Genomic DNA, 24,866 nt, shown 5'->3' with positions numbered 1-24,866 from the left:
GGATGTTGTCACTGGCATCCGGCGAAAGGCTAGTCGGCTAAACGTCAGCCGGCCACGTCATTGGTCGCTCCATGGCGCGGGCTTTCATCGATCAGAGGAAGAGATACCCGACAAGCCCGCCACAACCTACATCGTCAGCGTATTCGAGAAACCGCACTGGCGCACGGTCCTGACGCCAAAGACAAGGCCGAAGCCCTGGCGGCGGCCAAGGAGATCGGCGACAAGGTGCGGGTCGAAGAGATCACGCCGAAGGCGAAGAAACGTTGAAATGTCGCGCGACATCACAGATTCGCGATGCTCGGGACGAATAGCGGTCCGAAAAGCGTTCGTGGCACATGACGTCTAACTCGCCGGGTGCTCATAAAGACCCGAGCGCCCTTCCTGAAACCCAATGCTTTAGGAGGAACACCATGAAACATCTCCTCACACCAATGATGGCCGGCTTATTCATAGCCTCCACTGGCATGGCCTTCGCCGCCAACGTCCACACCGTAACAGGCACGACAGGTCAGCCCAATCAAACGATCGGAACCCCTCAAACAGGAAGTGCCACTCCAGGCCACGCAAGCTCTGCTCCGGGTTCAGCCTTCAACCCAGCTGGTAATGCGGGAACACACTACGCTGGCGAGCAGCCGCAGAACTCAAAGAATCCGAAGAGCGTATCTCAATACGACGTGGCCGGCTTCCAGCAGTCCAATAACCATTAATGGACTGCCGCAATCTGCGAACGAAAAGGCAGGCCCGCCACCGTGGAGGCAGCGGGCTAGATGCGATAGCATGTCGGTATTTCAGTAGCGGTAGTAGTGCCTACGGTAGTGATGTCGGTGATAGTAGTGCCTGTCGTAACACACAGAGCGGTAATGGCCGCCGCCGTAATACGGGTCAGCATAATACCCACCGCCGTAATACCCGCCACCGTAGTAACCGCCACCGTAGCAGCCGTTGTTGAACATGCTTCCGATCACTGCTCCGGCGATAAGTCCTCCTGAAGGAAGTCGTCATAGCCGCCGTATCCACGCCCATAGTAGGGGTGGCCATAGTAACCTCTGTATCGCCCATAATGGCCGCCTGCCCAATAATTGTTGCGCCATCTGGCACCGCTCCGAATTTGGATGACGTCGGGCTATGCGCTTTGCGCCTGAGGCAGGAAAAAGACCAGCCTTTGCCGTCGCTGGTTCTATCGAGGGCAAGAACGAGCAAGGGGCAAGAGGTGTATGGCGTACGGTCGTTCGCTGATCGGGCACGCACTTGGCCTAACCGCATCATCAACATCGGATCGAAGGCCCGCCTCGCGCGGGCTTTTTCATGCGCCGCGTGCGCCAGCGATTCCCGGATAACGCCAAGAAAAGCCCGGAAAACATGGGAATTCTAGGTAATACCGGTAAATACACGTGCGCATAGATTTTCGATCTAAGTGATTGATTTGTTGGTGAGCGCGATGGGATTCGAACCCATGACCTACTGATTAAAAGTCAGTTGCTCTACCGGCTGAGCTACGCGCTCCCGCGGGCGCGAAAGGCGACCCTCGAAATTGCGCGGAACATAGGGAGAGTGCCTCGACCGGTCAACCGGAAAAACAGCATTCGCAGGCCGGGCTTTTCCAGCATGATCGCCGGGTCTGAGTGGCCGCTTCGATCATGAGAGACACCGCCCTGGCAGAGCAATTGCACGACCGGTCTGTCGCCTCGCCAGCAGGCCGGAGAAACATTACAAATCAGCAACTTGGCGTTTTCGCGGGGAACTATAAGCCACCTCGCCCGTTTCCTCGCCACAAGGGACGTCAATCACCCTTTCGAAGGAGAAGATAATGAACAAGATCGTATCGGGTATACTGGCGACCACATTGTCAGTTTCGTTCGCGGCAGCCGCCGGTCCGGCCAATGCAGCACAAATGTTCGTGCCTCAGGCACCGGTGACGTCGTCAAATATCCTGAACGTCGCAGCCGGCGACACGCCAGCCCAACATCCTTCCCAATATCCTGAGTGGAAGCGTCACGGCGATCGCCGCAACTTCAGCCGCAATTTCAATGGCAATCGGAACTTTGCCCGCAACAATGATCGTGGCGTGTATTGGAACGGCCACCGCGGCTATCGCGAATACCATCGCGGCTATCGGCGCCATGGCGACAACTGGTTCCCGCTGGCTGCCTTCGCCACCGGCGCCCTGATCACCGGCGCGATCATCAACAGTGAAAACAACCGTGTCTACGAAGGCAATTCGCATGTGCAGTGGTGCTACGACCACTATCGCAGCTACCGCTCTTCGGACAACACGTTCCAGCCGAACTACGGCCCTCGTCAGGAGTGCCGCTCGCCTTATTGATTCGCGGGTGAGTACAAGGAGCTGACGAGCAGGCCCGTGCCATAAGTGGCGCGGGTCTTCTCTTTCAGTATAGCGAATAGCGAGCCAGTATCAGCCTGCCCAACTGATGCCCTTGATGATGTAATAACGCGCGTCGCCTTCCGCGCTCGGTGAGCGATATGCTCCAAGGGCGTCGCAAATTCGAACCGCCACGGCGCTCAGTTCCCAACCAAGCACTTCCAGGTCATCGTCGGCATCCCGAACGTAAGACTGGGCCAGTTCGTCGATGCTGTTCGTCTCGCCGAAGGATCGAACCAGCTTTGCGTCGATCATTACATCGTCGGGCCAGTTTGAATTTGCCCAAGCCCAGAGCCAACTCTGCGACTTGGCGCTCGTCGAACCGGCGATCTGGACCTCTGCGGTCACTTTGACGTTCCCGTCTTTGGCAAACAGAAGTCTTCTGCTCCCTATATCATAGTCGTAGCGAGACCAGTGGCCGACCTGAAAGTCTTTCTCCAAGCGGTCATTCTTGACCTTCACTGTTTGATGGCTTCGTCACGCCAAGCAGGATACCAGTCTGGCTGCATTCCTCTCCCCATTACCCAGCACCGATGGCTGTTTATTACACGCTCAGCGTCCTGCGCACAGCATCGCGCCAACCAGCAAGCTTGGCTACGCGCACGGAGCCATCCATGTCCGGCTGGAAGCGCCGTTCGAGTGCCCAGCTTTTCGCGAATTTCTTGGCATCCGGCCACACACCTGCCTTCGAGCCAGCCAGCCATGCGGCGCCGAGCGCTGTCGTCTCGAGGATGGTCGGACGGTCGACCGGTGCATCCAGGATGTCGGCCAGACGCTGCATGGTCCAGTCCGACGCCACCATGCCACCGTCGACCCGAAGCACGGTCTTGGCCGAAGCGCCCTTCCAGTCCTTGCGCATAGCGTCGAGCAGGTCGCGCGTCTGGTAGGCCACGGCTTCCAGCGCGGCGCGGGCAAACTCCGCCGGACCGGAATTGCGGGTCAGCCCGAAGATGGCGCCGCGTGCCTCGGCATCCCAATGCGGTGCGCCGAGTCCGACAAAGGCGGGCACCAGGTAGACATTTTGCGTCGGATCAGCTTCTGCCGCCAGTTTGCCGCTCTGCTCGGCCTTGCCGATCACCTTGATGCCATCGCGCAACCATTGAACCGCGGCACCGGCAATGAAGATCGAGCCTTCCAGTGCGTAGGTCGTCTTGCCGTTCAGCCGGTAGGCAATGGTGGTCAAGAGCCGGTTCTTCGAACGCACCAGGTCGCTGCCGGTGTTCAGCAGCGCAAAACAGCCAGTGCCATAGGTCGACTTCATCATACCTGGCTCAAAGCAGGCCTGGCCGATGGTCGCGGCATGCTGGTCGCCGGCAACCCCGAGGATTCTTATCTCGGCGCCAAAGAGACTTTTCTCCGTGATTCCATAGTCATCGGCACAGTCCTTTACCTCAGGGAGCATTTTCGCCGGGATGTTGAGGATGGTCAGCAGCTCGTCATCCCAGGCATTCTCAGCGATGTTGTAGACCAGCGTGCGCGAAGCGTTGGTGGCGTCTGTGGCGTGGACCTTGCCGCCGGTCAGCCGCCAGATCAAAAAGCTGTCGATGGTGCCGGCGAGCAATTCGCCCTTCTCGGCACGCCGCCGCGCGCCTTTCACCTTGTCGAGCATCCAAGCGATCTTGGTGCCGGAGAAATAGGGATCGAGCAGCAGGCCGGTCTTGCGGGTGAACTTCTTCTCCAACCCTTGCTTCTTGAGTTTCTGGCACAACGGCGCGGTGCGCCGGTCCTGCCAGACGATGGCATTGTGGATCGGCTTGCCGGTCACCCTGTCCCAGATGACAACGGTTTCGCGTTGATTGGTGATGCCGAGTGCGGCCACCTCGGAAGCAGTTCGACCGGCGTTCTTCAGCGCTGCCTTCACGGTCGATACGACGCTCGTCCAGATGTCCTCGGGATCGTGCTCAACCCAGCCGGAGGCCGGATAGTGCTGGGTGAACTCCTGTTGCCCGCTGCCGGCAACCTTCATCTTGTCGTCGAACAGGATCGCCCTGGTCGATGTCGTGCCCTGGTCAATGGCAAGGATGTATCCGGTCATTCTGCCTCCCCACTCAGTCTTTTACACAAACAGGGGAGACGGCAAGATGCCGCCTCCCCCTATTCTCATGATGCGGGCGCGAACGCCAACACCAAGGTTACTTCTGCCAGCTCTTCACCAGTTCGTCGTAGTTGATGGTGATCGGCTTGTCCTTCTCCTGCTCGAGCTTCAGCTGAGGCGCGAGATTGCCGGCCTTGACCGCGTCGGCGTTCCAGTAGGCAAGGTCATGCTCTTCGGCCATCTTCGGTCCGATGTCGCCCTGAACACCGGATTTCTCGATACGGGCCATGACTTTTTCCTGATCGGCGCAGAGCGAATCCATGGCTTCCTGCGGTGTCTTGGCACCCGAGGATGCGTCACCGATGTTCTGCCACCAGAGCTGCGCCAGCTTCGGATAGTCCGGCACGTTGGTACCGGTCGGCGTCCACTGCACACGGGCCGGCGAGCGGTAGAACTCGATCAGACCGCCGAGCTTCGGCGCACGTTCGGTGAAGCTCTTGTCATGGATGGTGGAGTCGCGAATGAAGGTCAGGCCAACCTGGCTCTTCTTCACGTCGACGGTCTTCGAGGTGACGAACTGCGCATAAAGCCAGGCGGCTTTGGCGCGGTCGGTCGGCGTCGACTTCATCAGCGTCCAGGAACCGACATCCTGATAGCCGAGCTTCATGCCGTCCTTCCAGTATGAGCCGTGCGGAGACGGCGCCATACGCCATTTCGGCGTACCGTCGTCGTTCATGACCGGCAAGCCGGGCTTGACCATGTCGGCGGTGAACGCGGTGTACCAGAAGATCTGCTGGGCAACATTGCCTTGCGACGGCACGGGGCCGGATTCAGAGAAGGTCATGCCCTGGGCTTCCGGCGGCGCATAGGCTTTCAGCCAATCAAGATACTTCTGGATGGCATAGACCGATGCTGGTCCATTGGTGTCGCCGCCGCGCGCTGTGCACGAGCCGACAGGCCGCGAATTCGCATCGACCTTGATGCCCCATTCATCGACCGGCACGCCATTCGGCAGGCCCTTGTCGCCGTTGCCGGCCATCGACAGCCAGGCGTCGGTGAACCGCCAGCCGAGCGACGGATCCTTCTTGCCGTAGTCCATGTGGCCAAAGACTTTCTTGCCGTTGACGTCGCGGCCGGTGAAGAATTCGGCGATGTCCTCATAGGCCGACCAATTGACCGGCACGCCGAGATCGTAGCCGTACTTGGCCTTGAAGTCGGCCTTGTTCTTCTCGTCGTTGAACCAGTCGTAACGGAACCAGTAGAGGTTCGCGAACTGCTGGTCGGGCAGCTGGTAGAGCTTCTTGTCCGGCGCGGTGGTGAACTTGGTGCCGATGAAGTCGTCAACATCGAGCATCGGATCGGTAACGTCCTTGCCTTCGCCCGCCATCCAGTCGGTCAGGTTGCGCACCTGCTGGTAGCGCCAGTGCGTGCCGATCAGATCGGAATCGTTGACCCAGCCGTCGTAGATGTTCTGGCCGGTCTGCATCTGGGTCTGGATCTTTTCGACGACGTCGCCTTCCTGGATGACGTCATGCGTGACCTTGATGCCGGTGATGGCGGTAAAGGCCGGCGCCAGCACCTGAGACTCGTACTGGTGGGTGGTCAAGGTTTCCGACACGACTTTGATGTCCATGCCGGCGAAGGGCTTGGCCGCGTCAATGAACCACTGCATCTGCTTTTCCTGGTCGGCGCGGGAAAGCGTCGACACGCCGCCTATCTCCTTGTCCAGAAAGGCTTTTGCCTCATCCATCCCGGCATAGGCATTGCCTACGCCGAGCAACAGGACAAGGGCCGTTGTTGATGTTAAAAATTGCCGTCGCATGTGTTTCCTCCACTGTTTAAGGTTTCAAGTGCGATCTGGAGCGGTCGCCGGCACGCGGCCGCTCCAACAGTTTCCCCCTCTATACGTAGCGGAACACGCCAATGGCGTAGACCACGGAGAGAGCGAGAGCCCACCAGAGGCTCGGTCCGACAAGACCCAGCCAAGCGAGATGGATAAAGGCGCTGCCGAGCAGCGATAAGAACAAGCGGTCGCCGCGCGTCGTCTCGAAGCGCAGCACGCCGACGCGCGGATTGCCGCCCGGCGAGGCGTATTCCCAGACGCCCATGCCGACCAGCAGCAGGGCGATGACGGCAAAAAAAGCGGCCGTCGGCCAGGTCCATGCCATCCAGGAGAAGTCGAGGTTCATGATCACACCCTCCCCAGGGCGAAGCCCTTGGCGATGTAGTTGCGCACGAACCAGATGACGAGCGCACCGGGTATCAGCGTCAGCACGCCGGCGGCCGCCAGCAGCCCCCAGTCCATGCCGGAGGCCGACACGGTGCGGGTCATGGTGGCCGCGATCGGCTTGGCGTCGGTGGTGGTCAGCGTGCGGGCGATTAGCAGTTCGACCCATGAGAACATGAAGCAGAAGAAGCAGGCGACGCCGATGCCGCTCGCGATCAGCGGCATGAAGATCCTGATGAAGAAGCGCGGGAACGAATAGCCGTCGATATAGGCGGTCTCGTCGATTTCCTTCGGCACGCCCGACATGAAGCCTTCGAGGATCCACACCGCCAGCGGCACGTTGAACAGGCAGTGCGCGAGCGCGACCGCTATGTGCGTGTCGATCAGGCCGAAGGCCGAGTAGAGCTGGAAGAACGGCAGCGCGAACACCGCCGGCGGCGCCATGCGGTTGGTGAGCAGCCAGAAGAACAGATGCTTGTCGCCAAGGAAGCGGTAGCGCGAGAAGGCATAGGCCGCCGGCAGCGCCACCGATACCGAAATCACCATGTTCATGACCACATAAGTGATCGAGTTGATGTAGCCGGAGTACCAGGCCTTCTCGGTGAAGATGGTGACGTAGTTGGCGATTGTCGGCGCGTGTGGGTAGAGCGTCAGCGAGTTAACGATCTCCGCATTGGTCTTGAAGCTCATGTTGATGAGCCAGTAGATCGGCAGCAAAAGCACGATGATGTAGAGCGTCGGCACGATCCACCACCAGCGCGATTCCTCGCCGCGCCGGCGCATCAACCGATCGATTTCGCTCTGGGACAGCGCGCTGGAGAGCCCTTCTGAAACAGCCGCCTGACTCACCCGGTCCCGCTCCGTCGTCGTTTCGTTGGCGCCAGCCATCTCAGCGCTCCGCGTCGTAGTTGGTCATCACGGTGTAGAACACCCACGACAACAACAGGATGATAAGGAAGTAGACCAGCGACATGGCGGCTGCCGGACCAAGGTCGAACTGGCCGAGTGCCGTCTTGACGAGGTCGATCGACAGGAACGTCGTCGAATTGCCAGGCCCGCCGCCGGTGACGACGAAGGGCTCGGTGTAGATCATGAAACTGTCCATGAAGCGCAACAGAACGGCGATCAAAAGCACGCGCTGCATCTTCGGCAACTGGATGTAGCGAAACACCGCCCAGCGCGAGGCGCCATCGATCTTGGCCGCTTGGTAGAAGGCATCCGGGATCGAGACCAGTCCGGCGTAGCAGAGCAGCACGACGAGGCTGGTCCAGTGCCAGACATCCATGACGATGATCGTGACCCAGGCATCGAACGGATCCTGCACGTAATTGTAATCGATGCCGATCGCGTTGAGATAATAGCCCAGCAGCCCGATGTCGTTGCGTCCGAACACCTGCCAGATCGTGCCGACGACGTTCCACGGGATCAGCAGCGGCAGCGACATCAGCACCAGGCAGACCGGCACGCCCCAGCCCTTCTTCGGCATGTTGAGCGCAATGAAGATGCCGAGCGGCACCTCAATCGCCAGGATGATGAAGGAAAAGATCAGGTTGCGGACCATCGCTTCCCAGAAGCGGCTGGACGAGAGCAGTTCTTCGAACCATTCGGTGCCGGCCCAGGTGAAGACATTGTTGCCGAACGTGTCCTGCACCGAATAGTTGACGACCGTCATCAGCGGGATGACGGCGGTGAAGGCCACCAGCACCAGCACCGGCAGCACCAGGAACCAGGCCTTGTTGTTCCAGGTCTTTTCCATTTATGCCCCCATCTCGACGCGCCAGGAATCGGCATAGATGTTGATGCCGGCCGGGTCGAACCGCACCTTCGGATCGGCAGGCACGGTCTCGTCCTCGCCGATGACCGCCGCAATCTCGCGGCCTTCGAGATTGGCGCGGACCACCTTGTGGCGGCCGAGATCCTCGACCTTGCTGATCGAAACGGCCATGCCGTCGCGGCCAAGCCGGACATATTCGGGACGGATGCCGAGCTCGACGGTGCCGCTGCCCGTCTTCCCGATAGAAGTCTTGGGCACGCCGGGCAGTTCGATCCGCTGCGAACCCAATTTCGCCGTCTTGCCGTCGATCGCCACCGGCATGACGTTCATGCCGGGCGAGCCGATGAAATAACCGACAAAAGTGTGGCGCGGCCGTTCGAACAGTTCGGCCGGCGTGCCGATCTGGACGATACCGCCATCATACATCACCACCACCTGGTCGGCGAAGGTCAACGCCTCGGTCTGGTCGTGGGTGACGTAGACCATGGTGTAGCCGAACCGGCGGTGCAGCTGCTTCAGCTGCGAGCGCAGCACCCATTTCATATGCGGGTCGATAACGGTCAGCGGCTCGTCGAACAGGATGGCGTTGACATCCGAGCGCACCAAGCCGCGGCCGAGCGAGATCTTCTGCTTCTGGTCGGCGGTCAGGCCCCTCGCCTTCTTCTTCGCCCAGGACGCCAGATCGATCATCTCCAGCGTCTCGCGCACCTTGCGGTCGACATCTGCTTCCGGCACGCCGCGGTTGCGCAGCGGGAAAGCCAGATTGTCGTAGACGGTCATGGTGTCGTAGATGACCGGGAACTGGAACACCTGCGCGATGTTGCGTTCCTGCGTCGACAAATTGGTCACGTCCTTGCCGTTGAACAGCAACTGGCCGTGTGAGGGGTGCAGCAATCCCGAAATGATGTTGAGCAGCGTGGTCTTGCCACAGCCCGAGGGCCCCAGCAGCGCATAGGCGCCGCCGTCCTCGAAGACGTGATGCACTTCCCTGAGCGCGAAATCGGAATCCTTCTGCGGGTTGGGCAGATAGGAATGCCTGACATGGTTGACGTCGATGCGCGCCATCTCTTTCCCCTCAAGCCGCCAGCTTCGGCGCGCTCACGGCGCGGCCGTGCTCGTCGAAAACCATGATGTGGCGCGGATCGATGAACACCTCGACCACTTCGTCAGGCTCGAAATCGCGAATGCCGTGGGTCAGCATGACCCAGCGCGCATCGGCGAAATCGAGATGGATGAAGCTCTCCGACCCTGTGATCTCGGTGATCGTCACCTTGGCCCGTACCGGCACCGCCGCCGCGTTGGGCCGCTCGAGCGACAGATGATGCGGCTGAAAGCCGATCGTATAGATGGCGTCGGCAATGCCGGAGAGCTCGGCTGGCACCGGCAGGTTGACGCCACCCTCGAGCAGGAAATCCCGGCCCTTCTTGGCGAGCACGATGGTGTTGAGCGGTGGATCGGAAAACGTCCTGGCCGTCACCAGGTCGGCCGGCTTGCGGAACACCTCGATGGTCTGTCCGAACTGGGTGATGCGTCCTTCGGAAAGCGTGGCGGTGTTGCCGCCGAGCAGCAGGGCTTCGTGCGGCTCGGTCGTTGCATAGACGAAGATGGTGCCAGCGGCAGCGAATATCCTGGGCAACTCGGCGCGCAGCTCTTCGCGCAATTTATAGTCGAGATTGGCGAGCGGTTCGTCGAGCAGGACCAGGCTGGCGTTCTTGACGATGGCGCGCGCCAGTGCGGTGCGCTGCTGCTGGCCGCCGGACAGGCTGAGCGGCGTGCGGTCGAGATAGGGTGTCAGCTTGAGAAGTGCGGCGGCATCGCGCACTTCCTTGTCGATCTTGGCCTGATCGGTGCCGGCCACCCGGAGCGGCGAAGCGATGTTCTCATAGACGGTCATCGCCGGATAGTTGATGAACTGCTGGTAGACCATGGCGATCTTGCGCTTCTGCACCGGCACGCCGGTGACATTCTGGCCGTCGAACCAGATCGAACCGGAGGTCGGCACATCGAGGCCGGCCATCAGCCGCATCAGGCTGGTCTTGCCGGAGAGCGTAGGTCCGAGCAGGACGTTGAGCGAGCCGTGCTGAAGCGTCAGCGACACGTCGCTTATATGCTCGACCGCACCAACCGTCTTGGTGACGTTTCTCAGTTCCAGCATGACGCCTCCTCCCAGGCCTTCTGCATCAGCTCAAACCCCTCTTCATTCGGCAGCCGCGACATGGCGCCGGCTTATGCCGCGCATGAATTCATCGAGCGCCGCCACCTGCTCGCGGCTGAGATGCAGACCGCGCTTGGTCCGGCGCCACAATACATCTTCTGATGTGACCGCCCATTCGTTTTGAACGAGATAGCGCACCTCGGCCTCGTAAAGATCAGCGCCGAAGTTACGGCCGAGATCAGAATTCGATTTGGCTAGCCCCAACAGCATCCTTGCGCGGGTGCCGTAGAGCCTGGTCAGCCGGCGGGCCAGGCGCGCGTCGAGGAACGGGTAGGCGGTTTTCAGTTTCGCCACCTCGGCATCGAAACCGGTGGCCGGGAAATCGCCGCCCGGCAGTGGCGCGTTTGCCGTCCATGGCTTGCCGCGCTTGCCGAGAAAACCCTCGATCTTTTCCAGCATCGATTCCGACAGCCGGCGATAGGTGGTGATCTTGCCGCCGAAGGCGTTGACGATCGGGGCCGCGCCCTCGCCGCCATCGGCCTTCAGCACATAATCGCGCGTCGCTTCCTGCGCCTTGGAGGCGCCGTCATCATAGAGCGGGCGGACGGCCGAATAGGTCCAGACGATGTCCGAGCGCTTGACCGGTTGCGCGAAATATTCGCTTGCCGCGGCGCAGAGGTAGTCGATCTCGGTGTCGCTGATCTTCACGTCATGCGGATCGCCGGGGTAGTCCTGGTCGGTGGTGCCGATCAAGGTGAACTCTTCCTCGTAGGGAATGGCGAAGATGATGCGGCCATCCTTGTTCTGGAAGAAATAGGCGCGCGGATCGTCGAATTTCTTGGCGATGACGATGTGGCTGCCCTGCACGAGGCGGACATTGTGCACGTCGTTGAGGCCGACGACGCCGGAAAGCACATGATCGACCCAGGGTCCGGCGGCATTGACCAGCAGGCGCGCCTTGATCTCCTCCGTCTCGCCGGTCTGCAGGTCCTCGATCTGGACCGTCCACAGACCGTTTTCGCGGCGCGCGCCGACCACTTTCGTACGGGTGCGGACCGTTGCGCCGCGGTCGGCGGCATCACGCGCGTTCAACGCCACCAGTCGCGCATCATTGACCCAGCCATCCGAATACTCGAAGGCCTTCTTGAACAGCGGTTTCAAAGGCTTGCCGGCCGGATCCCTGGCCATGTCCAGCGTCCTGGTCGCCGGCAGCAATTTGCGCCCGCCAATGTGGTCGTAGAGGAAGAGACCGAGCCTGATCAGCCAGGCCGGACGCAGGCCCTTGGCATAGGGCAGCACGAAGCGCATCGGCCAAATGATATGCGGCGCGTTCTTCCACAGAACCTCGCGCTCCATCAGCGCCTCGCGCACCAGGCGGAACTCGTAGAATTCGAGGTAGCGCAGGCCGCCATGGACCAGTTTGGTGGAACCTGAGGAAGTTCCACTCGCCAGATCGTTCATCTCTGCGAGAAAGACGGAAAAGCCACGCCCGACGGCATCGCGGGCGATACCGCAGCCATTGATGCCGCCACCTATGACGAAAATGTCACGGATCGGAGATGCGTCCACAAATTCCTCCAGCGATTTCGCATTGCACCATTTTTGGGCTTTTACGAAACCGTGTCGGAATTATTTCGAAATGATAACGAATGTCAAACGAAATATCACGAGCGCGTGATATCAGGTCGAAACCGCCTAGGTGAGCGACGTCTCGATCAGCTGAACCTCGGCCTCCTGGCAGATCTTGCGCACCGACGGGATGTCGCAACGGTCGGTGATGAAGGTGTTGACCTGCGACAGATGGCCGATGCGCACCGGTGCGGTTCGCTCGAATTTGGTCTGGTCGGAAACCAGGATGACATGCCTTGCATTGGCGATGATCGCCTGCGCCACCTTGACCTCGCGAAAATCGAAGTCGAGCAAGGCGCCGTCATGGTCGATGGCGGATGCGCCGATCACCGCATAGTCGACCTTGAACTGCCTGATGAAATCAACCGCCGCTTCGCCGACCACACCGCCATCGGAACCGCGCACAACACCACCAGCAATCACCACCTCGATCGACGGATATATCCGCATCCTATTGGCAACATTGATGTTATTGGTGATGACCATGAGACCGTTGTGATCGAGCAGCGCCTTGCTGACCGACTCGGTCGTGGTCCCTATGTTGATGAACAGCGAGGCATTGTCGGGGATCAGCCTGGCTGCCGCACGGCCGATCGCCTCCTTCTCGTCGGCAGCGATCTTGCGCCTCGCCTCATACTCCATGTTCTCGATGCCGGACGGGAACAACGCGCCGCCATGGATGCGCGAAAGCAGCCGCTGGTCGCACAGATCGTTGAGATCCTTGCGTATGGTCTGCGGCGTCACATTGAAGTGGGTGGCCAGGTCATCGACCAGCACGCGACCATGATCCTTGGCCATCTGGATGATTTCGGCATGGCGTGGCGACAGATACATAGGCAACCTCCCGTTTTCGTTTTTCTTGTCTATAGTCGAAAACGAAACCGATGAAAAGGCATAAGCCGGCTAATGAAATACATAGGATTGCCAAGGCAAACGCCAACGCAAACCAGATTGTGCCTGATCAAGCTATTCCGCGCGCGATTTCCGTGATGACGGTGAAGGCCATATCGACATCGGCGGCGGTCGCCTCGAACTGACCGACCTGGAAACGGATTGCTATCAGCCCATCGACCTTCGTCTGCGTCAGGTAGATGCGGCCATCGTCGTTGATCGTATTGACCAGTTGCAGATTGTGCGCGTCCGCATCGGCGCCGGCTGCGGTCTTGTGCCGGAACGAGAACAACGACAGCATCGGCTCGCTGACGATCTCGAAATCCGGTTCCCTTGCCAGCCGCACGGCAAGCCCTTCGCTCCACGCGACATGATTGCGGATCATCGTGCGCAGGCTTTCCAGCCCATGGGCGCGCAGCAGGAACCACAATTTCAGCGCGCGGAACCGCCTGCCGAGCGGCACTGACCATTCGGAATAGTTGATGATGCCATCACGCCCATGCGTCTTCAGGAATTCCGGCTTGATAGCCAACGTCCGTACATGACTTTCGGGGTCACGCAGGAACTGGATCGAGCAATCGAACTGGGCACCCAGCCATTTGTGCGGATTGAAAACGATCGAATCGGCACCTTCAACGCCTGCCCAGAAATGCCGATACTCCGGACAGATCATCGCCGATCCGGCCCAGGCGGCATCGACGTGAAGATAGAGCCCATGCCGCCGCGCCACCGCGGCAACCGCAGCAATGTCGTCGGTGCCGCCGATGCTGGTGCCGCCGACGCAAGCGATGATGCCGGCCGGCAGCATGCCGGCTTCGCGGTCGGCGATGATTGCCGCCTCGAGCGCTGCCGTGTTCATGGCGCGAAAGCGGCCGCCTACCGGAATGCGCACGAGATTGTCCTCGCCGATGCCTGACACCCAGATCGCCCGGTCGATCGAGGTGTGGACCTGGTCGGACGAATAAATGCGCAGCCGTGTCTGCCCTGCCAGGCCCTGTTTGTTGCCTTGCCACTCGAGTGCCCGCTCGCGCATGGTCAGCACCGCGGCCAGCGTCGCCGACGAGGCCGAATCCTGGATCACCCCGGAAAAACCTTCCGGCAGGCCGAGCGCCTGGCGCATCCAGTCGACGGTGCGCGTTTCCAGCTCGGTCGCCGCCGGCGACGTCTGCCAAAGCATGCACTGTGCGGCCATCGCCGAAACCAGATACTCCGCCACCACCGAGACCGGCGCCGCATTGGCCGGGAAATAGGCGAAAAAGCGGGGATGCTGCCAGTGCGTCATCCCCGGCAGAATCTTCTCTTCGAAGTCGGCGAAGATCCGGTCCATCGGTTCGCCGTCTTCGGGCGGCGAAGCCTCGATGCTTTTGAAGATGTCGCCAGGCTCGACCAGTGGCCGTACCGGCCGTTCGCGCAGTGTGTCCCGGTAGTCGGCGCCCCAATCGGCGGCGCGCCGCGACCATTCCCGGAACTCATCGTTGTTCATCCTGTCCTCCCGACATGATCCCTCGCGGCCATCCATAACGGCTGGCCTCTTTATTAATTAACGCGTGAAATATATGCAACGGCCAGCGAATGACGGGCGCCCTAGCCAGGGAAATCCGGCAGGCTGGCAAAGGCCGTCTTCAGCGCATTCGACCAGCCGTCCGAGATCGTGCGGTAATACTGGTCGTCCTGGCCGATCCGCTTCTTCAACCCGACCTTGAAGGCGTCCTTCTCCAGAAAGAGCAGGTCGAGCGGCAAGCCGACGGACAGGTTCGACTTCAGCGTCGAATCGAACGACACCAAAAGCAGCTTCACCGTCTCGGCGAGGCTCATCGTCTTTTCATAGGCACGGATGATAATCGGCTTGCCGTATTTGGTCTCGCCGATCTGGAAGAACGGCGTGTCATCGGTCGATTCGATGAAATTGCCTTCGGGATAGATCATGAACAGGCGCGGCTCGCTGCCTTTGATCTGGCCGCCGAGGATGAAGGAAGCATTGAAGTAGGAATCCGCCTTCTCGCCCGCAGGCGACGAACTGGCGATGACCTCCTTGACCGTATCGCCGACCAGCCGCACCGTCTGATACATCGACGGCGTTTCCAGAAGCGTGGCGTGACGGTCGGCAATTGCCTTGGTGCGTTCGTCGAGCAGGCTGACCACGGCCTGCGTCGTCGCCAGATTGCCCGCCGACATCAAAACGATGACGCGCTCGCCCGGCAGTTCCCAGATATGCATCTTGCGGAAGGTGGAAATCGAATCCATGCCGGCATTGGTGCGCGTGTCCGACATGAACACGAGCCCGCGATCGATCTTCAGGCCAACGCAATAAGTCATGGAATCTCTTCTAGAGCAATTCCAGGAAAAGTGTGAAGCGGTTTTCCGTCCGGAATTGCGTTAAAACAAAGGGATAGAGCGGTTCGGCGTTTCCTTAAAACGATGAATCGCTCGGCAGCAATCTTGCGAAAGATTACTGCTCCACCGTGACGGTGACCGCAAGCTGTTCTTCCGCCTGTCCCAGCCGAATTCCCGACACCGGCGTGGCGTCGCGGTAGTCGCGGCCCGTTGCCACCTTTACATAGCGCTCGTCAGGCGAAATGCCATTGGCGGCATCGAAGGCAACCCAGCCGAGACCCGACACATGCGCTTCGGCCCAGGCGTGACTTGCGGCCTGCTCAACCGTTGCATCCAGCATCAGATAGCCACTGACATAGCGAGCCGGAAAGCCCATGGCGCGCGCCGCGGCGGCAAAGATATGGGTGTGATCCTGGCAGACACCGGTCTTGAGCGCCAAGGCTTCCTCCGCCGGCGTCGCCGCATTGGTGGTGCCGGGCGTGTAGGCAACGCGCTCGCCGATGACAGCCATCAGCCGGTGAAGCCTCTCGATGTCGGTGCCCTTGCCGACCGATGCCGCGAGTTCGCGAACACCGCTGCCGATCGTCGTCAATGGCGTTTCATGGCTGTACAGCCAGAGCGGCGTAAAGCCCTGGTGTGGTCCCGAGACACCTGCGGTGTCGCGCGTCACCACTTCGCCTGATGCTTCCACGGTGATGAAGTCGCGCTCGCCCTCGACGCTCAACAGCCTTGTGTCGTTGCCGAAATGGTCGACAAAGCGAACCTCTTCGCGCGCGCCTTCGATGGCCAACGCCCAGGACAGAACGGTCTGCGTCGATCCGCTGACCGGAAGCAGCCGCAGCCGCTGCAACAGATAGTGCACCGGTGCATCGTAGCGGTATTCGGTCCGATGGGTGATCTTCAGCCGCATGCTTTTTTTCCGTTTGTGAGCATGATCTTGTCCGAAAACCGGTTCCCACTTTTCGCTATCGCGGTCCTCCGGTTCGGGACCATGCTCAATTGAACCGGTAATCTTGTGCGATTTCGTCGCCCAGCTTGGTGTTATCGCGAATGAAATTGGCCAGGAATTCATGCAGGCCGGTATCGAAAATATCCTTGATCGATCCCGCTCTCAGCATTGCCTGCGTTTTCTCGGCCGTTGCGTGGCAGGCATGGCGCTCGCCGTAGTCGTCGCCGAGGAATTTCAGATGCTCCGACAGGAAGCGATAGCAGAACATCAGCGACCGCGGCATGCGGACATTGAGGATCAGGTAGTCGGCTATGTTCGTCGGTTTGTAATCGGCGTCATAGACCCAGCGATAAGAGCGATGTGCCGACACAGAACGCAGGATCGATTCCCACTGGTAGTTGTCGAGCGTCGAGCCGACCCAGGAGATCGACGGCAGGAGCACGTAGTATTTCACATCGAGGATGCGCGCCGTGTTGTCGGCGCGCTCGACATAGGTGCCGAGCTGCGAGAAGTCGAAGATCTCGTTGCGCAGCATGGTGCCGTAGAACGAGCCGCGGATCAGCGCCGTCTCGCGCTTGATCGCATCGAGCACGCTGGGCAGGTCGCGCTCGTCGATCGGCCTGGCCAGCATCCGCTTCAGCGACATCCAGGCTTCGTTGATGCTTTCCCAGGTCTCGCGCGTCAGCGCGGTGCGCACCATGCGGGCATTGTTGCGGGCCGTTTCGATCGACGCCATCGTGCTCGACGGGTTCGACGTGTCGCGCAACAGGAAGTCGGCGACATTGGCGGCGGTATAATCAGAATATTTCTGGCTGAAAGTGACGTCAGAACCAGCGCTGAGCAGCACCGAATTCCACTCTTCCGAGGCGCTCTGGGTACGAGTCAGCGCCATGCGCAGGCCGGCGTCGACCAAGCGCGCCATGTTTTCCGCCCGCTCGATATAGCGGTTCATCCAATAGAGCCCGTTGGCGGTGCGGCCTAAAAGCATGCAAGAACCTTCAAATGGAAATCAGTCATCCAGCACCCACGTATCCTTGGTGCCGCCGCCCTGCGAGGAATTGACCACCAGTGAACCTTCCTTGAGCGCCACGCGGGTCAGCCCGCCGGGCACAATCTGGATGCGATCGGAGACCAGCACATAAGGCCTGAGATCCACGTGGCGTGGCGCCAGCCCCTTTTCCGTCAGGATCGGGCAAGTCGACAGGGCCAGGGTCGGTTGGGCAATGTAATTCGAGGGTTTTGCCGCCAGTTTCTTGGCAAACGTCTCGCATTCCTTCTTGGTCGCCGCCGGCCCGACCAGCATGCCGTAGCCGCCGGAACCGTGCACTTCCTTGATCACCAGTTCGTCGATGTGTTCGAGAACGTATTTCAGGCTGTCCGGCTCCGAGCAGCGCCAGGTCGGAATGTTGCCGAGGATTGCCTTGCGGCCGGTGTAGAATTCGATGATCTCGGGCATGTAGGAATAGATCGCCTTGTCGTCGGCGATGCCGGTGCCAGGCGCATTGGCGATGGTGATGTTGCCGGCGCGGTAGACATCCATGATGCCGGGCACGCCAAGTGCCGAATCCGGCCGGAACGTCAGCGGGTCCAGATACGAATCGTCCACGCGCCGATAGAGCACGTCGATCTGCTTGTAGCCTTCGGTCGTGCGCATGGCGACATGGCCATCGACGACCCGCAGATCCTGGCCCTCGACCAGCTGCACGCCCATCTGGTCGGCGAGGAAGGCGTGTTCGAAATAGGCGGAATTGAAGCTGCCGGGCGTCAGCACCGCGATGGTCGGCGCACCCTTGGTGCTTTGCGGCCGTACCGCCGCCAGCGACTGGCGCAGAAGCTGCGGGTAGTTTTCCACCGGCCGCACCTTGATCTTCTGGAACAGCTCGGGAAACAGCTGCATCATCGTCTCGCGGTTCTCCAGCATGTAGGAGACACCCGACGGCGTGCGCGCATTGTCTTCCAGCACGTAGAATTCGTCTTCACTGATGCGGACGATGTCGACGCCGATGATGTGGGTGTAGACGCCTGCCGGCGGCCTGACGCCTATCATTTCCGGCAGGAATGCCTCGTTCCTGGCGATCAACTCCCTGGGAACGCGCCCTGCCCGCAGGATTTCCTGGCGATGGTAGATATCGTCGAGGAAGGCGTTCAGCGCCTGCACGCGCTGCTCGATGCCTTGCGTGAGGCGTCGCCATTCATTGCCTGAAATGATGCGGGGAACGATGTCGAACGGGATCAGCCGCTCGGAGGCTTCCTGCTCGCCATAGACGGCGAAGGTAATGCCGGTCTTGCGGAAGACGCGTTCGGCGTCCTGCATTTTCTCGGTCAACCTGGCCGGATCCTGCTCCTTCAGCCAGCGATCATAAGCCGAATATGGTCTTCTCAATCCGGAGACTTCCGGAAGCATTTCATCGAACGCTGCCAATCGCATACTCCCCTGTGACGCCATTTCACTGGCGTCGCCGGAGAAAATCAAGCGCAATCGGTGATTTGGGAGATACGGGCGATCAGTATGTTGCACCTGCCTAAAATTAAGGCAGCCGAAATATGACGGTAATCAGGCTTTGCCTCGTGTCCGGGCAAGTGCGCTCGATGGCTAAAAGGCGCGGAACGTGACGACGGTGAAGGTGTCCTTGATGCCGGGGAGAATCTGCACCTTCTCGTTGACGAAATGGCCGACGTCTTCCTCGTCGTCGACATAGAATTTGGCGAGCAGATCGTAATTGCCGGCGGTGGAGTAGATTTCCGAAGCGATCTCGGCATCGGCAAGCGCGCTGGCAACCTCATAGGATTTGCCCAACTCGCATTTGATCTGCACGAAAAACGCCTTCATGGCTTCGTCCCGCTAAACGTCCAAGTCCAGCGGCCCTTCTGGCAGACTGGAGGCGGGCTTTCAAGCGCTGGAATGAATGCTCAGCCGGCCTGGACCTGGGCTACGAGCTCCCGCAGCTCCGCCACAGGCTGCAACCTGCCGCCGATCGCCAGCGATTATTCGCAATCGCTGAAACCGCGATGCGCTGCCAAGCGTATGTTATGATGCGTCTTCGGACAGCACTATTTTTGAGGGAAGATATTCCGCGGGACAACGGAGACAGGCCATGCGCCGCGCCTTTTTCGCATTCGCATTCGTTCCATTCCTCTTTGTGTCGTCGGCATTTGCCGGCGATGCCGAGATCAAGGCAGGGCAGTCCGTCATCGATGGCCAGTTGAAGGCACTCATCGCCAATGACGGCGCCACTGCCTATAGCTTCGCCGCGCCTAATGTGAAACGGATTTTCCCGACCGTCGATGCCTTCATGAACATGGTGACAAACGGCTACCCGCCGGTGCGCAAGCCGCAGACCTATTCCTTCGGCAAGGTCGAGGAGACGGCCCCGGGTTCGATCGTCCAGCAGGTACTGATCGTCGGCCCCGACGGCAAGGACTACGAGGCTGTCTACACGTTGCAGCAACAGCCCGACGGCACATTCCAGATCACCGGCTGCAGCCTGCGCGCCTCGAATTCGCTCAGCACTTGAGGCCTCACAGCAACGGGATATCGCCCCTCGCCCAACCCCCGGTGATTTCTGCGCCGCGTGCTTCGAAGGTGCCGGCCTCGATGGCGGCGCGGATGTCCTGCATCAGTTTCTGGTAGTAGGAAAGATTGTTCCAGGTCAAAAGCATGGCGCCCAGCGCCTCCTGCGAGCGCACCAGATGGTGCAGGTAGGCGCGCGAATAGTCCCGCGCGGCCGGGCAATCGCTTTCCTCGTCGAGCGGTCGCGGATCGTCGGCATGGCGGGCGTTGCGCAGATTGACCTTGCCGCGCTTTGTATAGGCCAAGCCGTGGCGGCCGGCCCGAGTCGGCATCACGCAATCGAACATGTCGATGCCGCGCGCCACCGATTTCAGGATATCGTCAGGCGTGCCGACGCCCATGAGATAGCGTGGTTTATCCGCTGGCAGTTCCGGACAGGTGATCTCAAGCATCTCGAGCATCACCGCTTGCGGCTCGCCGACGGCCAGGCCGCCAACCGCATAGCCCTTCAGCTCCATGGCGCTCAGCGCCTGCGCCGAACGCACCCGCAGTGCTGCATTGTCACCGCCTTGCACGATGCCGAACATCGCCTTGCCCGGCTGGTCGCCGAACGCCGTCTTGCAGCGCTCGGCCCAACGCAGCGACAGCTCCATGGCGCGCTCGATCTCCTTCATCTCGGCCGGTAGCGCCGTGCATTCGTCGAGCTGCATCTGGATGTCGGAATCGAGCAGCCCCTGGATCTCGATCGAGCGTTCCGGCGACATCTCGTAGGCGGCGCCGTCTATGTGCGAGCGGAAGGTGACGCCCTTTTCGGTCAGCTTTCTCAGCTTCGACAGCGACATCACCTGGAAACCGCCGCTGTCGGTCAGGATCGGATGCGGCCAGCGGGCGAATTCATGCAAGCCGCCGAGCCGCGCCACGCGCTCGGCGCCGGGCCGCAGCATCAAATGGTAGGTGTTGCCCAGGATGATGTCGGCGCCGACACCGCGCACCTGGTCCATATACATGGCCTTGACGGTGCCGCCGGTACCGACCGGCATGAAGGCTGGCGTGCGGATTTCGCCGCGCGGCATGTCGATCACGCCGCGCCGCGCCTTGCCGTCGGTCGCCAGAACCTTGAAGCTGAATGGCTTAGCCATTGAATTCCTTATCGTGGACCGGGGCGCCCGGTGCCTGCTTGTCGAGCGACTGGCGATAGCGGATGCAGCCGCGCATGAATTTTGGCCAGGGCGGCACGGCGATTGCCGGTTCGGTTTTTTCCGGCAGAAGGTCCCACAGATCGGGGTGATGCCAGCATAGATCATGGCCGGCCGCGTCGCGATGCTGGCGAATACCGGCGCGCAGTTTTTTCACCTCCGCGATCAGCGCATCGCGGTCAAAGGCTTGCAGATCATCGTCCATCGCTCGTCTCCGCTCGGAAAAGCAGGCTTGCGTCGCCATAGGAATAGAATCTGTAGCGGTTCTCGATGGCATGCGCATAGGCCGCACGCATCGTCTCAAGGCCGCTGAAGGCTGAAACCAGCATGAACAGCGTCGAGCGCGGCAGATGGAAATTGGTCATCAGCATGTCGGCGGTGCGAAAACGATAGCCGGGCGTGATGAAGATATCGGTCGGGCCGGACCATGCAAGCAGAGTGCCGTCCTCACGCGCCGCACTCTCCAGCAGCCGCAGCGAGGTCGTGCCGACAGCAACGATGCGCCCGCCCCTCGCCTTCGCCGCATTGAGCGCATCCGCGGTTTCTCGGCTGACCGAACCGGTCTCGGCATGCATCTTGTGGTCGGCGGTGTCGTCCGCCTTCACCGGCAGGAACGTGCCGGCGCCGACATGCAAGGTGACGAAGCGGCGTTCGATGCCCTTGGCGTCAAGCGCTGCAAAAAGCTCCGGCGTGAAATGCAGGCCCGCTGTCGGTGCCGCGACGGCGCCTTCCTCGCGGGCATAAATGGTCTGGTAGTCGGCCCGGTCGCGTTCGTCATCGTCGCGCTTCGAGGCGATATAGGGCGGCAGCGGAATATGGCCGACAGCGTGCAGTGCCTCGTCGAGAAATGGCCCCGACAGGTCGAAGCCAAGCAGTGCTTCGCCGCCCTCGCCTTTCTCGATCACCGTGGCGTCGAGCTGGCCGAGGAAACAGGAATTGCCGTCATGGCCGAAATGGATGCGGTCGCCTGCAGCGATTCGCTTGCCCGGCCTCATGAAGGCCAGCCAGCGATCCGGTGCCATGCGCATATGCAGGGTGGCCTCGACCTGCGCCGCCGCCTCGCCGCGCCGCCTGATGCCTTTGAGCTGCGCCGGAATGACCTTGGTGTCGTTGAAAACCAGCACGTCGCCGGCCCTGAGCAGGGACGGCAGGTCGCCCACCCTGCGGTTATCGAGCCCTTCGCCTGACTTGACCACCAGCATCTTGGCGCTGTCGCGCGGCTCCGCAGGGCGAAGCGCGATGCGCTCCTCCGGCAGGTCGAAGTCGAAGAGGTCGACGCGCATCAGTAGAGCCGGACGAGCAGCGCTCCGGCCAGCAGCAGCACCGCGCCGGCGATGCGGCCGAGCGAGATTTCACGCACCGCGACGCCGAGGAAGCCGACGCGGTCGATGAGCATGCCGGCCAGCAACTGGCCGGCGACCAGAAACGCCATCAGCGCGGCGGCGCCGATGCGCGGCGTCAGAATCGTCGACAGCGTGACATAGAAGCCGCCGAGCATGCCGCCGGCTACGAACAGCCAGGGCGCCGGCGCTTTCCAGTCGAGCGAGATGCCTTGCAGCTTCACCACCGTAACGGAGATGATGCCGAGCACGATCGCGCCCGACAGGAACGAAAACGCAGCCGCCGCGACCGGGAGACCCAGGCCGCGCGCCAACTGCGAATTGATCGGTGCCTGAATGGCAATGAAAGCGCCGGACAGGATGCCGAGAAGCGACCAGACGACGCCCATCATTGTCGTTTACCCTTACTTGACGTCGGCCGCGACCTTCAGCGACACGATCTTGTCGGGATCCTGCACCGGCTCGCCGCGCTTGATCTTGTCGACATTGTCCATGCCTTCGATGACCTGGCCCCAGACCGTATACTGACGGTTGAGGAAGGCGGCATCGTCAAAGCAGATGAAGAACTGCGAATTGGCCGAGTTCGGGTTCTGCGACCGGGCCATCGAGCAGGTGCCGCGGCCATGGTTGGCGTTGGAGAATTCAGCCTTCAAATCCGGCTTTTCCGAGCCGCCCATGCCCGCGCGGGATGGAGCGAATGTCGGCTTCGAGGAATTGCCGAACTTGACGTCGCCGGTCTGCGCCATGAAGCCTTCGATGACGCGGTGAAAGACCACGCCGTCATAGGCGCCTTCGCGGGCCAGTTCCTTGATGCGGGCGACATGGCCGGGCGCCAGGTCGGGGAAAAGTTCGATGACGACCTTGCCCTTGGTCGTTTCCATGATGAGCGCGTTCTCGCGGTCCTTGATTTCGGTCATGTCAGATATCCTTTTGAGAAAACAGAGTTATTTGACAATTTTACTTGTCTGCGGCGATGCGCACCTTGATCATCCGGTCGGGATCGGAGACCGTGCCGTTGTCCGCCTGGTCGCCCTTCTTGATGTGATCCACCAGTTCCATGCCGCTGACGACATTGCCGACGATGGTGTACTGCCCATCGAGCGGCGGCGCCGGCGCGAACATGATGAAGAACTGCGAATTGGCAGAGTTGGGGTCCTGCGAGCGGGCCATGCCGACCACGCCGCGCTTGTAGTGTTCGGTCTGCGAGAATTCGGCCGGTAGGTCGGGCAGATCGGAACCACCGGTGCCGACAGCCTCGGCGCTGAACCCCTTTTTCATATTGCCGAACTTGACGTCGCCGGTCTGCGCCATGAAGCCGTCGATGACGCGATGGAAGGCGACATTGTCATAGGCGCCCTGGCGCACCAGCTTCTTGATCTGGGCGACATGCTTGGGCGCGAGGTCGGGTCTCAGCGCAATGGTGACGTCGCCGTCCTTCAGCGTGACGATCATGGTGTTTTCCGGGTCGGCGGCAAAAGCCGAGACCGATGCGGTCACAAGACCGGCAAGCACAACGAGGAACGAGGCGAGCCTTTTCAGCTGCATATCTGTCTCCGGGGTCTTATTTCTTGAATTTGGCGGTGAGCGCGCCGGCAACCGCCGCCGGCACGAAGGGGCGGATGTCGCCTCCCATCGAGGCAATCTGGCGGACAAGTGTGGCGGTAATGGTGCGCACGGAAGGGCTGGCGGGCAGAAAAACCGTCTGCAGTTCAGGCGCCATGGTCTCGTTCATGCCGGCCATCTGCATCTCATAGTCGAGGTCGGTGCCGTCACGCAGGCCGCGGATCATGATCGAGGCGCCCTGCTTCCTGGCCGCGTCGATGACCAGCCCGTCGAAGGCGACGACCTTGATGCGGGCGCCGTCGCTGCCGAATTCTGCCTTCGTCGCTGTCTCGATCAGCTTCACCCGCTCCTCGAAGGAAAACAGCGGCTGCTTTCCCGGATGAATGCCGATCGCCGCATAGACGATGTCGGCCACCGCCAGCGACGCCTTCAGCACATCGAGATGGCCGTTGGTCAGCGGGTCGAAGGAGCCGGCATAGAGGGCGATGCGTTCAGTCATGGCAGGTGCTTCTAGCGAGCCTCTCTCGCAAAGGCAAATCCGATCGGCGCGCCGGCCGTGAACCTTTTCCGGCACATGAACGACAGATGAACACGCTGATCACGAAGCCTTCACGCAGCGTTCACTAGGTTGCACCTAAATAAGATGAAACCAAAATCCCATCTATCCGTTGTTAGGCGCAGGAGAACACGCACATGCTGATCTACATGCTCGCCACCGCAATGACCGTCGCCATGCTGATCGCCACCGTCTTTGGGCTGCATCAGGAGGCACAACGCGTCCGCGTCAAGGCAAACACCAAGCGCTTCGAAGGCTTCGGCCCCCGCAAGCCGTATCGCCACTACTGATAAAGCCTGAACTTGCTGCCGCGCCGGCCGATGGGC

General features: G+C 60.8%; 28 protein-coding genes and 1 tRNA gene. 5 read left to right on the top strand and 24 right to left on the bottom strand.

From position 1 onward, the window contains the following. Positions 1 to 60: 60 nt before the first annotated feature. A complete protein-coding gene (locus EJ076_RS35260; RefSeq protein WP_164548510.1) occupies positions 61 to 267 on the top strand; it encodes a hypothetical protein in 207 nt (68 codons plus the stop codon). Between the two features lie 143 nt (positions 268 to 410). Further along, positions 411 to 707 (top strand): adenylate cyclase, encoded by a 297-nt coding sequence (locus tag EJ076_RS20000; protein ID WP_206438728.1) that lies wholly within the window; start codon positions 411 to 413, stop codon positions 705 to 707. 720 nt (positions 708 to 1,427) lie between these two features. Here the strand turns inward: EJ076_RS20000 and EJ076_RS19995 are convergent. Then, positions 1,428 to 1,503, bottom strand: a tRNA-Lys gene (locus EJ076_RS19995). A gap of 304 nt (positions 1,504 to 1,807) precedes the next feature. Here EJ076_RS19995 and EJ076_RS19990 point away from each other — a divergent pair. Then, the gene (locus EJ076_RS19990) at positions 1,808 to 2,323 is read left to right on the top strand and encodes a BA14K family protein (RefSeq protein WP_126069030.1); all 516 of its coding nucleotides are present in this window, start codon (positions 1,808 to 1,810) and stop codon (positions 2,321 to 2,323) included. Between the two features lie 90 nt (positions 2,324 to 2,413). Here EJ076_RS19990 and EJ076_RS19985 read toward each other — a convergent pair whose 3' ends face one another. From EJ076_RS19985 to EJ076_RS19910, 16 genes are all read right to left on the bottom strand, one after another. Next, a complete protein-coding gene (locus EJ076_RS19985) occupies positions 2,414 to 2,842 on the bottom strand; it encodes a DUF6882 domain-containing protein (protein ID WP_245462840.1) in 429 nt (142 codons plus the stop codon). 82 nt (positions 2,843 to 2,924) lie between these two features. Further along, on the bottom strand, positions 2,925 to 4,415 hold the full coding sequence (gene glpK, locus EJ076_RS19980; RefSeq protein WP_126069029.1) for a glycerol kinase GlpK: 1,491 nt from the start codon (positions 4,413 to 4,415) through the stop codon (positions 2,925 to 2,927). A 97-nt stretch (positions 4,416 to 4,512) separates the two neighbouring features. Beyond that, on the bottom strand, positions 4,513 to 6,237 hold the full coding sequence (locus tag EJ076_RS19975; protein WP_109669121.1) for an ABC transporter substrate-binding protein: 1,725 nt from the start codon (positions 6,235 to 6,237) through the stop codon (positions 4,513 to 4,515). A 79-nt stretch (positions 6,238 to 6,316) separates the two neighbouring features. Beyond that, positions 6,317 to 6,604: a DUF2160 domain-containing protein gene (locus tag EJ076_RS19970; RefSeq protein ID WP_109669124.1), complete on the bottom strand. Its 288-nt coding sequence runs from the start codon at positions 6,602 to 6,604 to the stop codon at positions 6,317 to 6,319. A 2-nt stretch (positions 6,605 to 6,606) separates the two neighbouring features. Next, on the bottom strand, positions 6,607 to 7,530 hold the full coding sequence (locus tag EJ076_RS19965) for a carbohydrate ABC transporter permease (RefSeq protein ID WP_109669127.1): 924 nt from the start codon (positions 7,528 to 7,530) through the stop codon (positions 6,607 to 6,609). Between the two features lies 1 nt (position 7,531). Beyond that, positions 7,532 to 8,398 carry a sugar ABC transporter permease gene (locus tag EJ076_RS19960; protein ID WP_109669130.1) on the bottom strand — a complete coding sequence of 289 codons (867 nt, stop codon included), beginning with the start codon at positions 8,396 to 8,398 and terminating at the stop codon, positions 7,532 to 7,534. Continuing rightward, the gene (locus EJ076_RS19955; protein ID WP_126069028.1) at positions 8,399 to 9,481 is read right to left on the bottom strand and encodes an ABC transporter ATP-binding protein; all 1,083 of its coding nucleotides are present in this window, start codon (positions 9,479 to 9,481) and stop codon (positions 8,399 to 8,401) included. It lies immediately after the preceding gene. A 10-nt stretch (positions 9,482 to 9,491) separates the two neighbouring features. Then, complete coding sequence (locus EJ076_RS19950) at positions 9,492 to 10,571, bottom strand: ABC transporter ATP-binding protein (RefSeq protein WP_109669136.1); 1,080 nt, start codon at positions 10,569 to 10,571, stop codon at positions 9,492 to 9,494. A gap of 42 nt (positions 10,572 to 10,613) precedes the next feature. After that, complete coding sequence (gene glpD, locus EJ076_RS19945; protein ID WP_126069027.1) at positions 10,614 to 12,140, bottom strand: glycerol-3-phosphate dehydrogenase; 1,527 nt, start codon at positions 12,138 to 12,140, stop codon at positions 10,614 to 10,616. A gap of 126 nt (positions 12,141 to 12,266) precedes the next feature. Then, positions 12,267 to 13,034, bottom strand: a complete 768-nt coding sequence (locus EJ076_RS19940; protein ID WP_109669141.1) for a DeoR/GlpR family DNA-binding transcription regulator — start codon at positions 13,032 to 13,034, stop codon at positions 12,267 to 12,269. Between the two features lie 127 nt (positions 13,035 to 13,161). Then, a complete protein-coding gene (locus EJ076_RS19935; RefSeq protein WP_126069026.1) occupies positions 13,162 to 14,574 on the bottom strand; it encodes an aspartate aminotransferase family protein in 1,413 nt (470 codons plus the stop codon). A gap of 101 nt (positions 14,575 to 14,675) precedes the next feature. Then, positions 14,676 to 15,407, bottom strand: coding sequence for a peptidase (locus tag EJ076_RS19930; protein WP_109669145.1), 732 nt, complete (start codon positions 15,405 to 15,407; stop codon positions 14,676 to 14,678). A 133-nt stretch (positions 15,408 to 15,540) separates the two neighbouring features. Beyond that, the gene (locus EJ076_RS19925) at positions 15,541 to 16,335 is read right to left on the bottom strand and encodes a transglutaminase family protein (RefSeq protein ID WP_109669147.1); all 795 of its coding nucleotides are present in this window, start codon (positions 16,333 to 16,335) and stop codon (positions 15,541 to 15,543) included. An 85-nt stretch (positions 16,336 to 16,420) separates the two neighbouring features. Continuing rightward, entirely contained in the window at positions 16,421 to 17,362 is a 942-nt protein-coding gene (locus EJ076_RS19920; protein ID WP_109669149.1) for an alpha-E domain-containing protein, read from the bottom strand. A gap of 21 nt (positions 17,363 to 17,383) precedes the next feature. Next, complete coding sequence (locus EJ076_RS19915; RefSeq protein ID WP_164548689.1) at positions 17,384 to 18,796, bottom strand: circularly permuted type 2 ATP-grasp protein; 1,413 nt, start codon at positions 18,794 to 18,796, stop codon at positions 17,384 to 17,386. Between the two features lie 171 nt (positions 18,797 to 18,967). Further along, the gene (locus EJ076_RS19910) at positions 18,968 to 19,204 is read right to left on the bottom strand and encodes an Lrp/AsnC family transcriptional regulator (RefSeq protein WP_010909609.1); all 237 of its coding nucleotides are present in this window, start codon (positions 19,202 to 19,204) and stop codon (positions 18,968 to 18,970) included. 265 nt (positions 19,205 to 19,469) lie between these two features. Between EJ076_RS19910 and EJ076_RS19905 the strand changes: the two genes are divergently transcribed. After that, complete coding sequence (locus EJ076_RS19905) at positions 19,470 to 19,889, top strand: DUF4864 domain-containing protein (protein ID WP_126069025.1); 420 nt, start codon at positions 19,470 to 19,472, stop codon at positions 19,887 to 19,889. A gap of 4 nt (positions 19,890 to 19,893) precedes the next feature. On the opposite strand, the gene tgt is transcribed toward EJ076_RS19905, so the two are convergent. From tgt to coaD, 7 genes are read right to left on the bottom strand one after another with little or no spacing between them, the layout of a single operon-like run. Beyond that, positions 19,894 to 21,024: a tRNA guanosine(34) transglycosylase Tgt gene (tgt, locus tag EJ076_RS19900; protein ID WP_126069024.1), complete on the bottom strand. Its 1,131-nt coding sequence runs from the start codon at positions 21,022 to 21,024 to the stop codon at positions 19,894 to 19,896. Then, positions 21,017 to 21,286: a hypothetical protein gene (locus EJ076_RS19895; RefSeq protein ID WP_126069023.1), complete on the bottom strand. Its 270-nt coding sequence runs from the start codon at positions 21,284 to 21,286 to the stop codon at positions 21,017 to 21,019. The genes tgt and EJ076_RS19895 overlap by 8 nt, the downstream gene beginning before the upstream one ends. Then, positions 21,276 to 22,364 carry a tRNA preQ1(34) S-adenosylmethionine ribosyltransferase-isomerase QueA gene (gene queA, locus EJ076_RS19890; protein ID WP_126069022.1) on the bottom strand — a complete coding sequence of 363 codons (1,089 nt, stop codon included), beginning with the start codon at positions 22,362 to 22,364 and terminating at the stop codon, positions 21,276 to 21,278. The genes EJ076_RS19895 and queA overlap by 11 nt, the downstream gene beginning before the upstream one ends. Next, positions 22,364 to 22,813 (bottom strand): DMT family transporter, encoded by a 450-nt coding sequence (locus EJ076_RS19885; protein WP_109669161.1) that lies wholly within the window; start codon positions 22,811 to 22,813, stop codon positions 22,364 to 22,366. Before EJ076_RS19885 ends, queA begins: the two co-directional genes overlap by 1 nt. A 12-nt stretch (positions 22,814 to 22,825) precedes the next feature. Next, a complete protein-coding gene (locus EJ076_RS19880; protein WP_126069021.1) occupies positions 22,826 to 23,338 on the bottom strand; it encodes a peptidylprolyl isomerase in 513 nt (170 codons plus the stop codon). 40 nt (positions 23,339 to 23,378) lie between these two features. Next, a complete protein-coding gene (locus tag EJ076_RS19875; RefSeq protein WP_126069020.1) occupies positions 23,379 to 23,966 on the bottom strand; it encodes a peptidylprolyl isomerase in 588 nt (195 codons plus the stop codon). A 16-nt stretch (positions 23,967 to 23,982) separates the two neighbouring features. Continuing rightward, positions 23,983 to 24,483 carry a pantetheine-phosphate adenylyltransferase gene (coaD, locus tag EJ076_RS19870; RefSeq protein WP_109669169.1) on the bottom strand — a complete coding sequence of 167 codons (501 nt, stop codon included), beginning with the start codon at positions 24,481 to 24,483 and terminating at the stop codon, positions 23,983 to 23,985. A gap of 194 nt (positions 24,484 to 24,677) precedes the next feature. Here coaD and EJ076_RS19865 point away from each other — a divergent pair, with 194 nt between their 5' ends. Continuing rightward, positions 24,678 to 24,830 (top strand): hypothetical protein, encoded by a 153-nt coding sequence (locus EJ076_RS19865; protein WP_082525247.1) that lies wholly within the window; start codon positions 24,678 to 24,680, stop codon positions 24,828 to 24,830. Positions 24,831 to 24,866: the final 36 nt, after the last annotated feature.

The organism is Mesorhizobium sp. M7D.F.Ca.US.005.01.1.1, from assembly GCF_003952545.1.
Classification (GTDB): Bacteria; Pseudomonadota; Alphaproteobacteria; order Rhizobiales; family Rhizobiaceae; genus Mesorhizobium; species Mesorhizobium loti.
This window is presented reverse-complemented; position numbering and strand designations above follow the sequence as displayed.

What these genes read in the sequence shown, in the direction of transcription:
- EJ076_RS19960 (WP_109669130.1), bottom strand. Translation starts at nt 8,398, where the DNA reads ATGGAAAAGACCTGGAACAACAAGGCCTGGTTCCTGGTGCTGCCGGTG.
- EJ076_RS19865 (WP_082525247.1), top strand. Translation starts at nt 24,678, where the DNA reads ATGCTGATCTACATGCTCGCCACCGCAATGACCGTCGCCATGCTGATC.
- EJ076_RS19975 (WP_109669121.1), bottom strand. Translation starts at nt 6,237, where the DNA reads ATGCGACGGCAATTTTTAACATCAACAACGGCCCTTGTCCTGTTGCTC.
- EJ076_RS19930 (WP_109669145.1), bottom strand. Translation starts at nt 15,407, where the DNA reads ATGACTTATTGCGTTGGCCTGAAGATCGATCGCGGGCTCGTGTTCATG.
- EJ076_RS20000 (WP_206438728.1), top strand. Translation starts at nt 411, where the DNA reads ATGAAACATCTCCTCACACCAATGATGGCCGGCTTATTCATAGCCTCC.
- EJ076_RS19905 (WP_126069025.1), top strand. Translation starts at nt 19,470, where the DNA reads ATGCGCCGCGCCTTTTTCGCATTCGCATTCGTTCCATTCCTCTTTGTG.
- EJ076_RS19950 (WP_109669136.1), bottom strand. Translation starts at nt 10,571, where the DNA reads ATGCTGGAACTGAGAAACGTCACCAAGACGGTTGGTGCGGTCGAGCAT.
- EJ076_RS19875 (WP_126069020.1), bottom strand. Translation starts at nt 23,966, where the DNA reads ATGCAGCTGAAAAGGCTCGCCTCGTTCCTCGTTGTGCTTGCCGGTCTT.
- tgt (WP_126069024.1), bottom strand. Translation starts at nt 21,024, where the DNA reads ATGGCTAAGCCATTCAGCTTCAAGGTTCTGGCGACCGACGGCAAGGCG.
- queA (WP_126069022.1), bottom strand. Translation starts at nt 22,364, where the DNA reads ATGCGCGTCGACCTCTTCGACTTCGACCTGCCGGAGGAGCGCATCGCG.
- EJ076_RS19955 (WP_126069028.1), bottom strand. Translation starts at nt 9,481, where the DNA reads ATGGCGCGCATCGACGTCAACCATGTCAGGCATTCCTATCTGCCCAAC.
- glpK (WP_126069029.1), bottom strand. Translation starts at nt 4,415, where the DNA reads ATGACCGGATACATCCTTGCCATTGACCAGGGCACGACATCGACCAGG.
- EJ076_RS19885 (WP_109669161.1), bottom strand. Translation starts at nt 22,813, where the DNA reads ATGATGGGCGTCGTCTGGTCGCTTCTCGGCATCCTGTCCGGCGCTTTC.
- EJ076_RS19880 (WP_126069021.1), bottom strand. Translation starts at nt 23,338, where the DNA reads ATGACCGAAATCAAGGACCGCGAGAACGCGCTCATCATGGAAACGACC.
- EJ076_RS19990 (WP_126069030.1), top strand. Translation starts at nt 1,808, where the DNA reads ATGAACAAGATCGTATCGGGTATACTGGCGACCACATTGTCAGTTTCG.
- EJ076_RS19965 (WP_109669127.1), bottom strand. Translation starts at nt 7,530, where the DNA reads ATGGCTGGCGCCAACGAAACGACGACGGAGCGGGACCGGGTGAGTCAG.
- EJ076_RS19895 (WP_126069023.1), bottom strand. Translation starts at nt 21,286, where the DNA reads ATGGACGATGATCTGCAAGCCTTTGACCGCGATGCGCTGATCGCGGAG.
- coaD (WP_109669169.1), bottom strand. Translation starts at nt 24,483, where the DNA reads ATGACTGAACGCATCGCCCTCTATGCCGGCTCCTTCGACCCGCTGACC.
- EJ076_RS19970 (WP_109669124.1), bottom strand. Translation starts at nt 6,604, where the DNA reads ATGAACCTCGACTTCTCCTGGATGGCATGGACCTGGCCGACGGCCGCT.
- EJ076_RS19935 (WP_126069026.1), bottom strand. Translation starts at nt 14,574, where the DNA reads ATGAACAACGATGAGTTCCGGGAATGGTCGCGGCGCGCCGCCGATTGG.
- EJ076_RS19910 (WP_010909609.1), bottom strand. Translation starts at nt 19,204, where the DNA reads ATGAAGGCGTTTTTCGTGCAGATCAAATGCGAGTTGGGCAAATCCTAT.
- EJ076_RS19920 (WP_109669149.1), bottom strand. Translation starts at nt 17,362, where the DNA reads ATGCTTTTAGGCCGCACCGCCAACGGGCTCTATTGGATGAACCGCTAT.
- EJ076_RS19940 (WP_109669141.1), bottom strand. Translation starts at nt 13,034, where the DNA reads ATGTATCTGTCGCCACGCCATGCCGAAATCATCCAGATGGCCAAGGAT.
- EJ076_RS19925 (WP_109669147.1), bottom strand. Translation starts at nt 16,335, where the DNA reads ATGCGGCTGAAGATCACCCATCGGACCGAATACCGCTACGATGCACCG.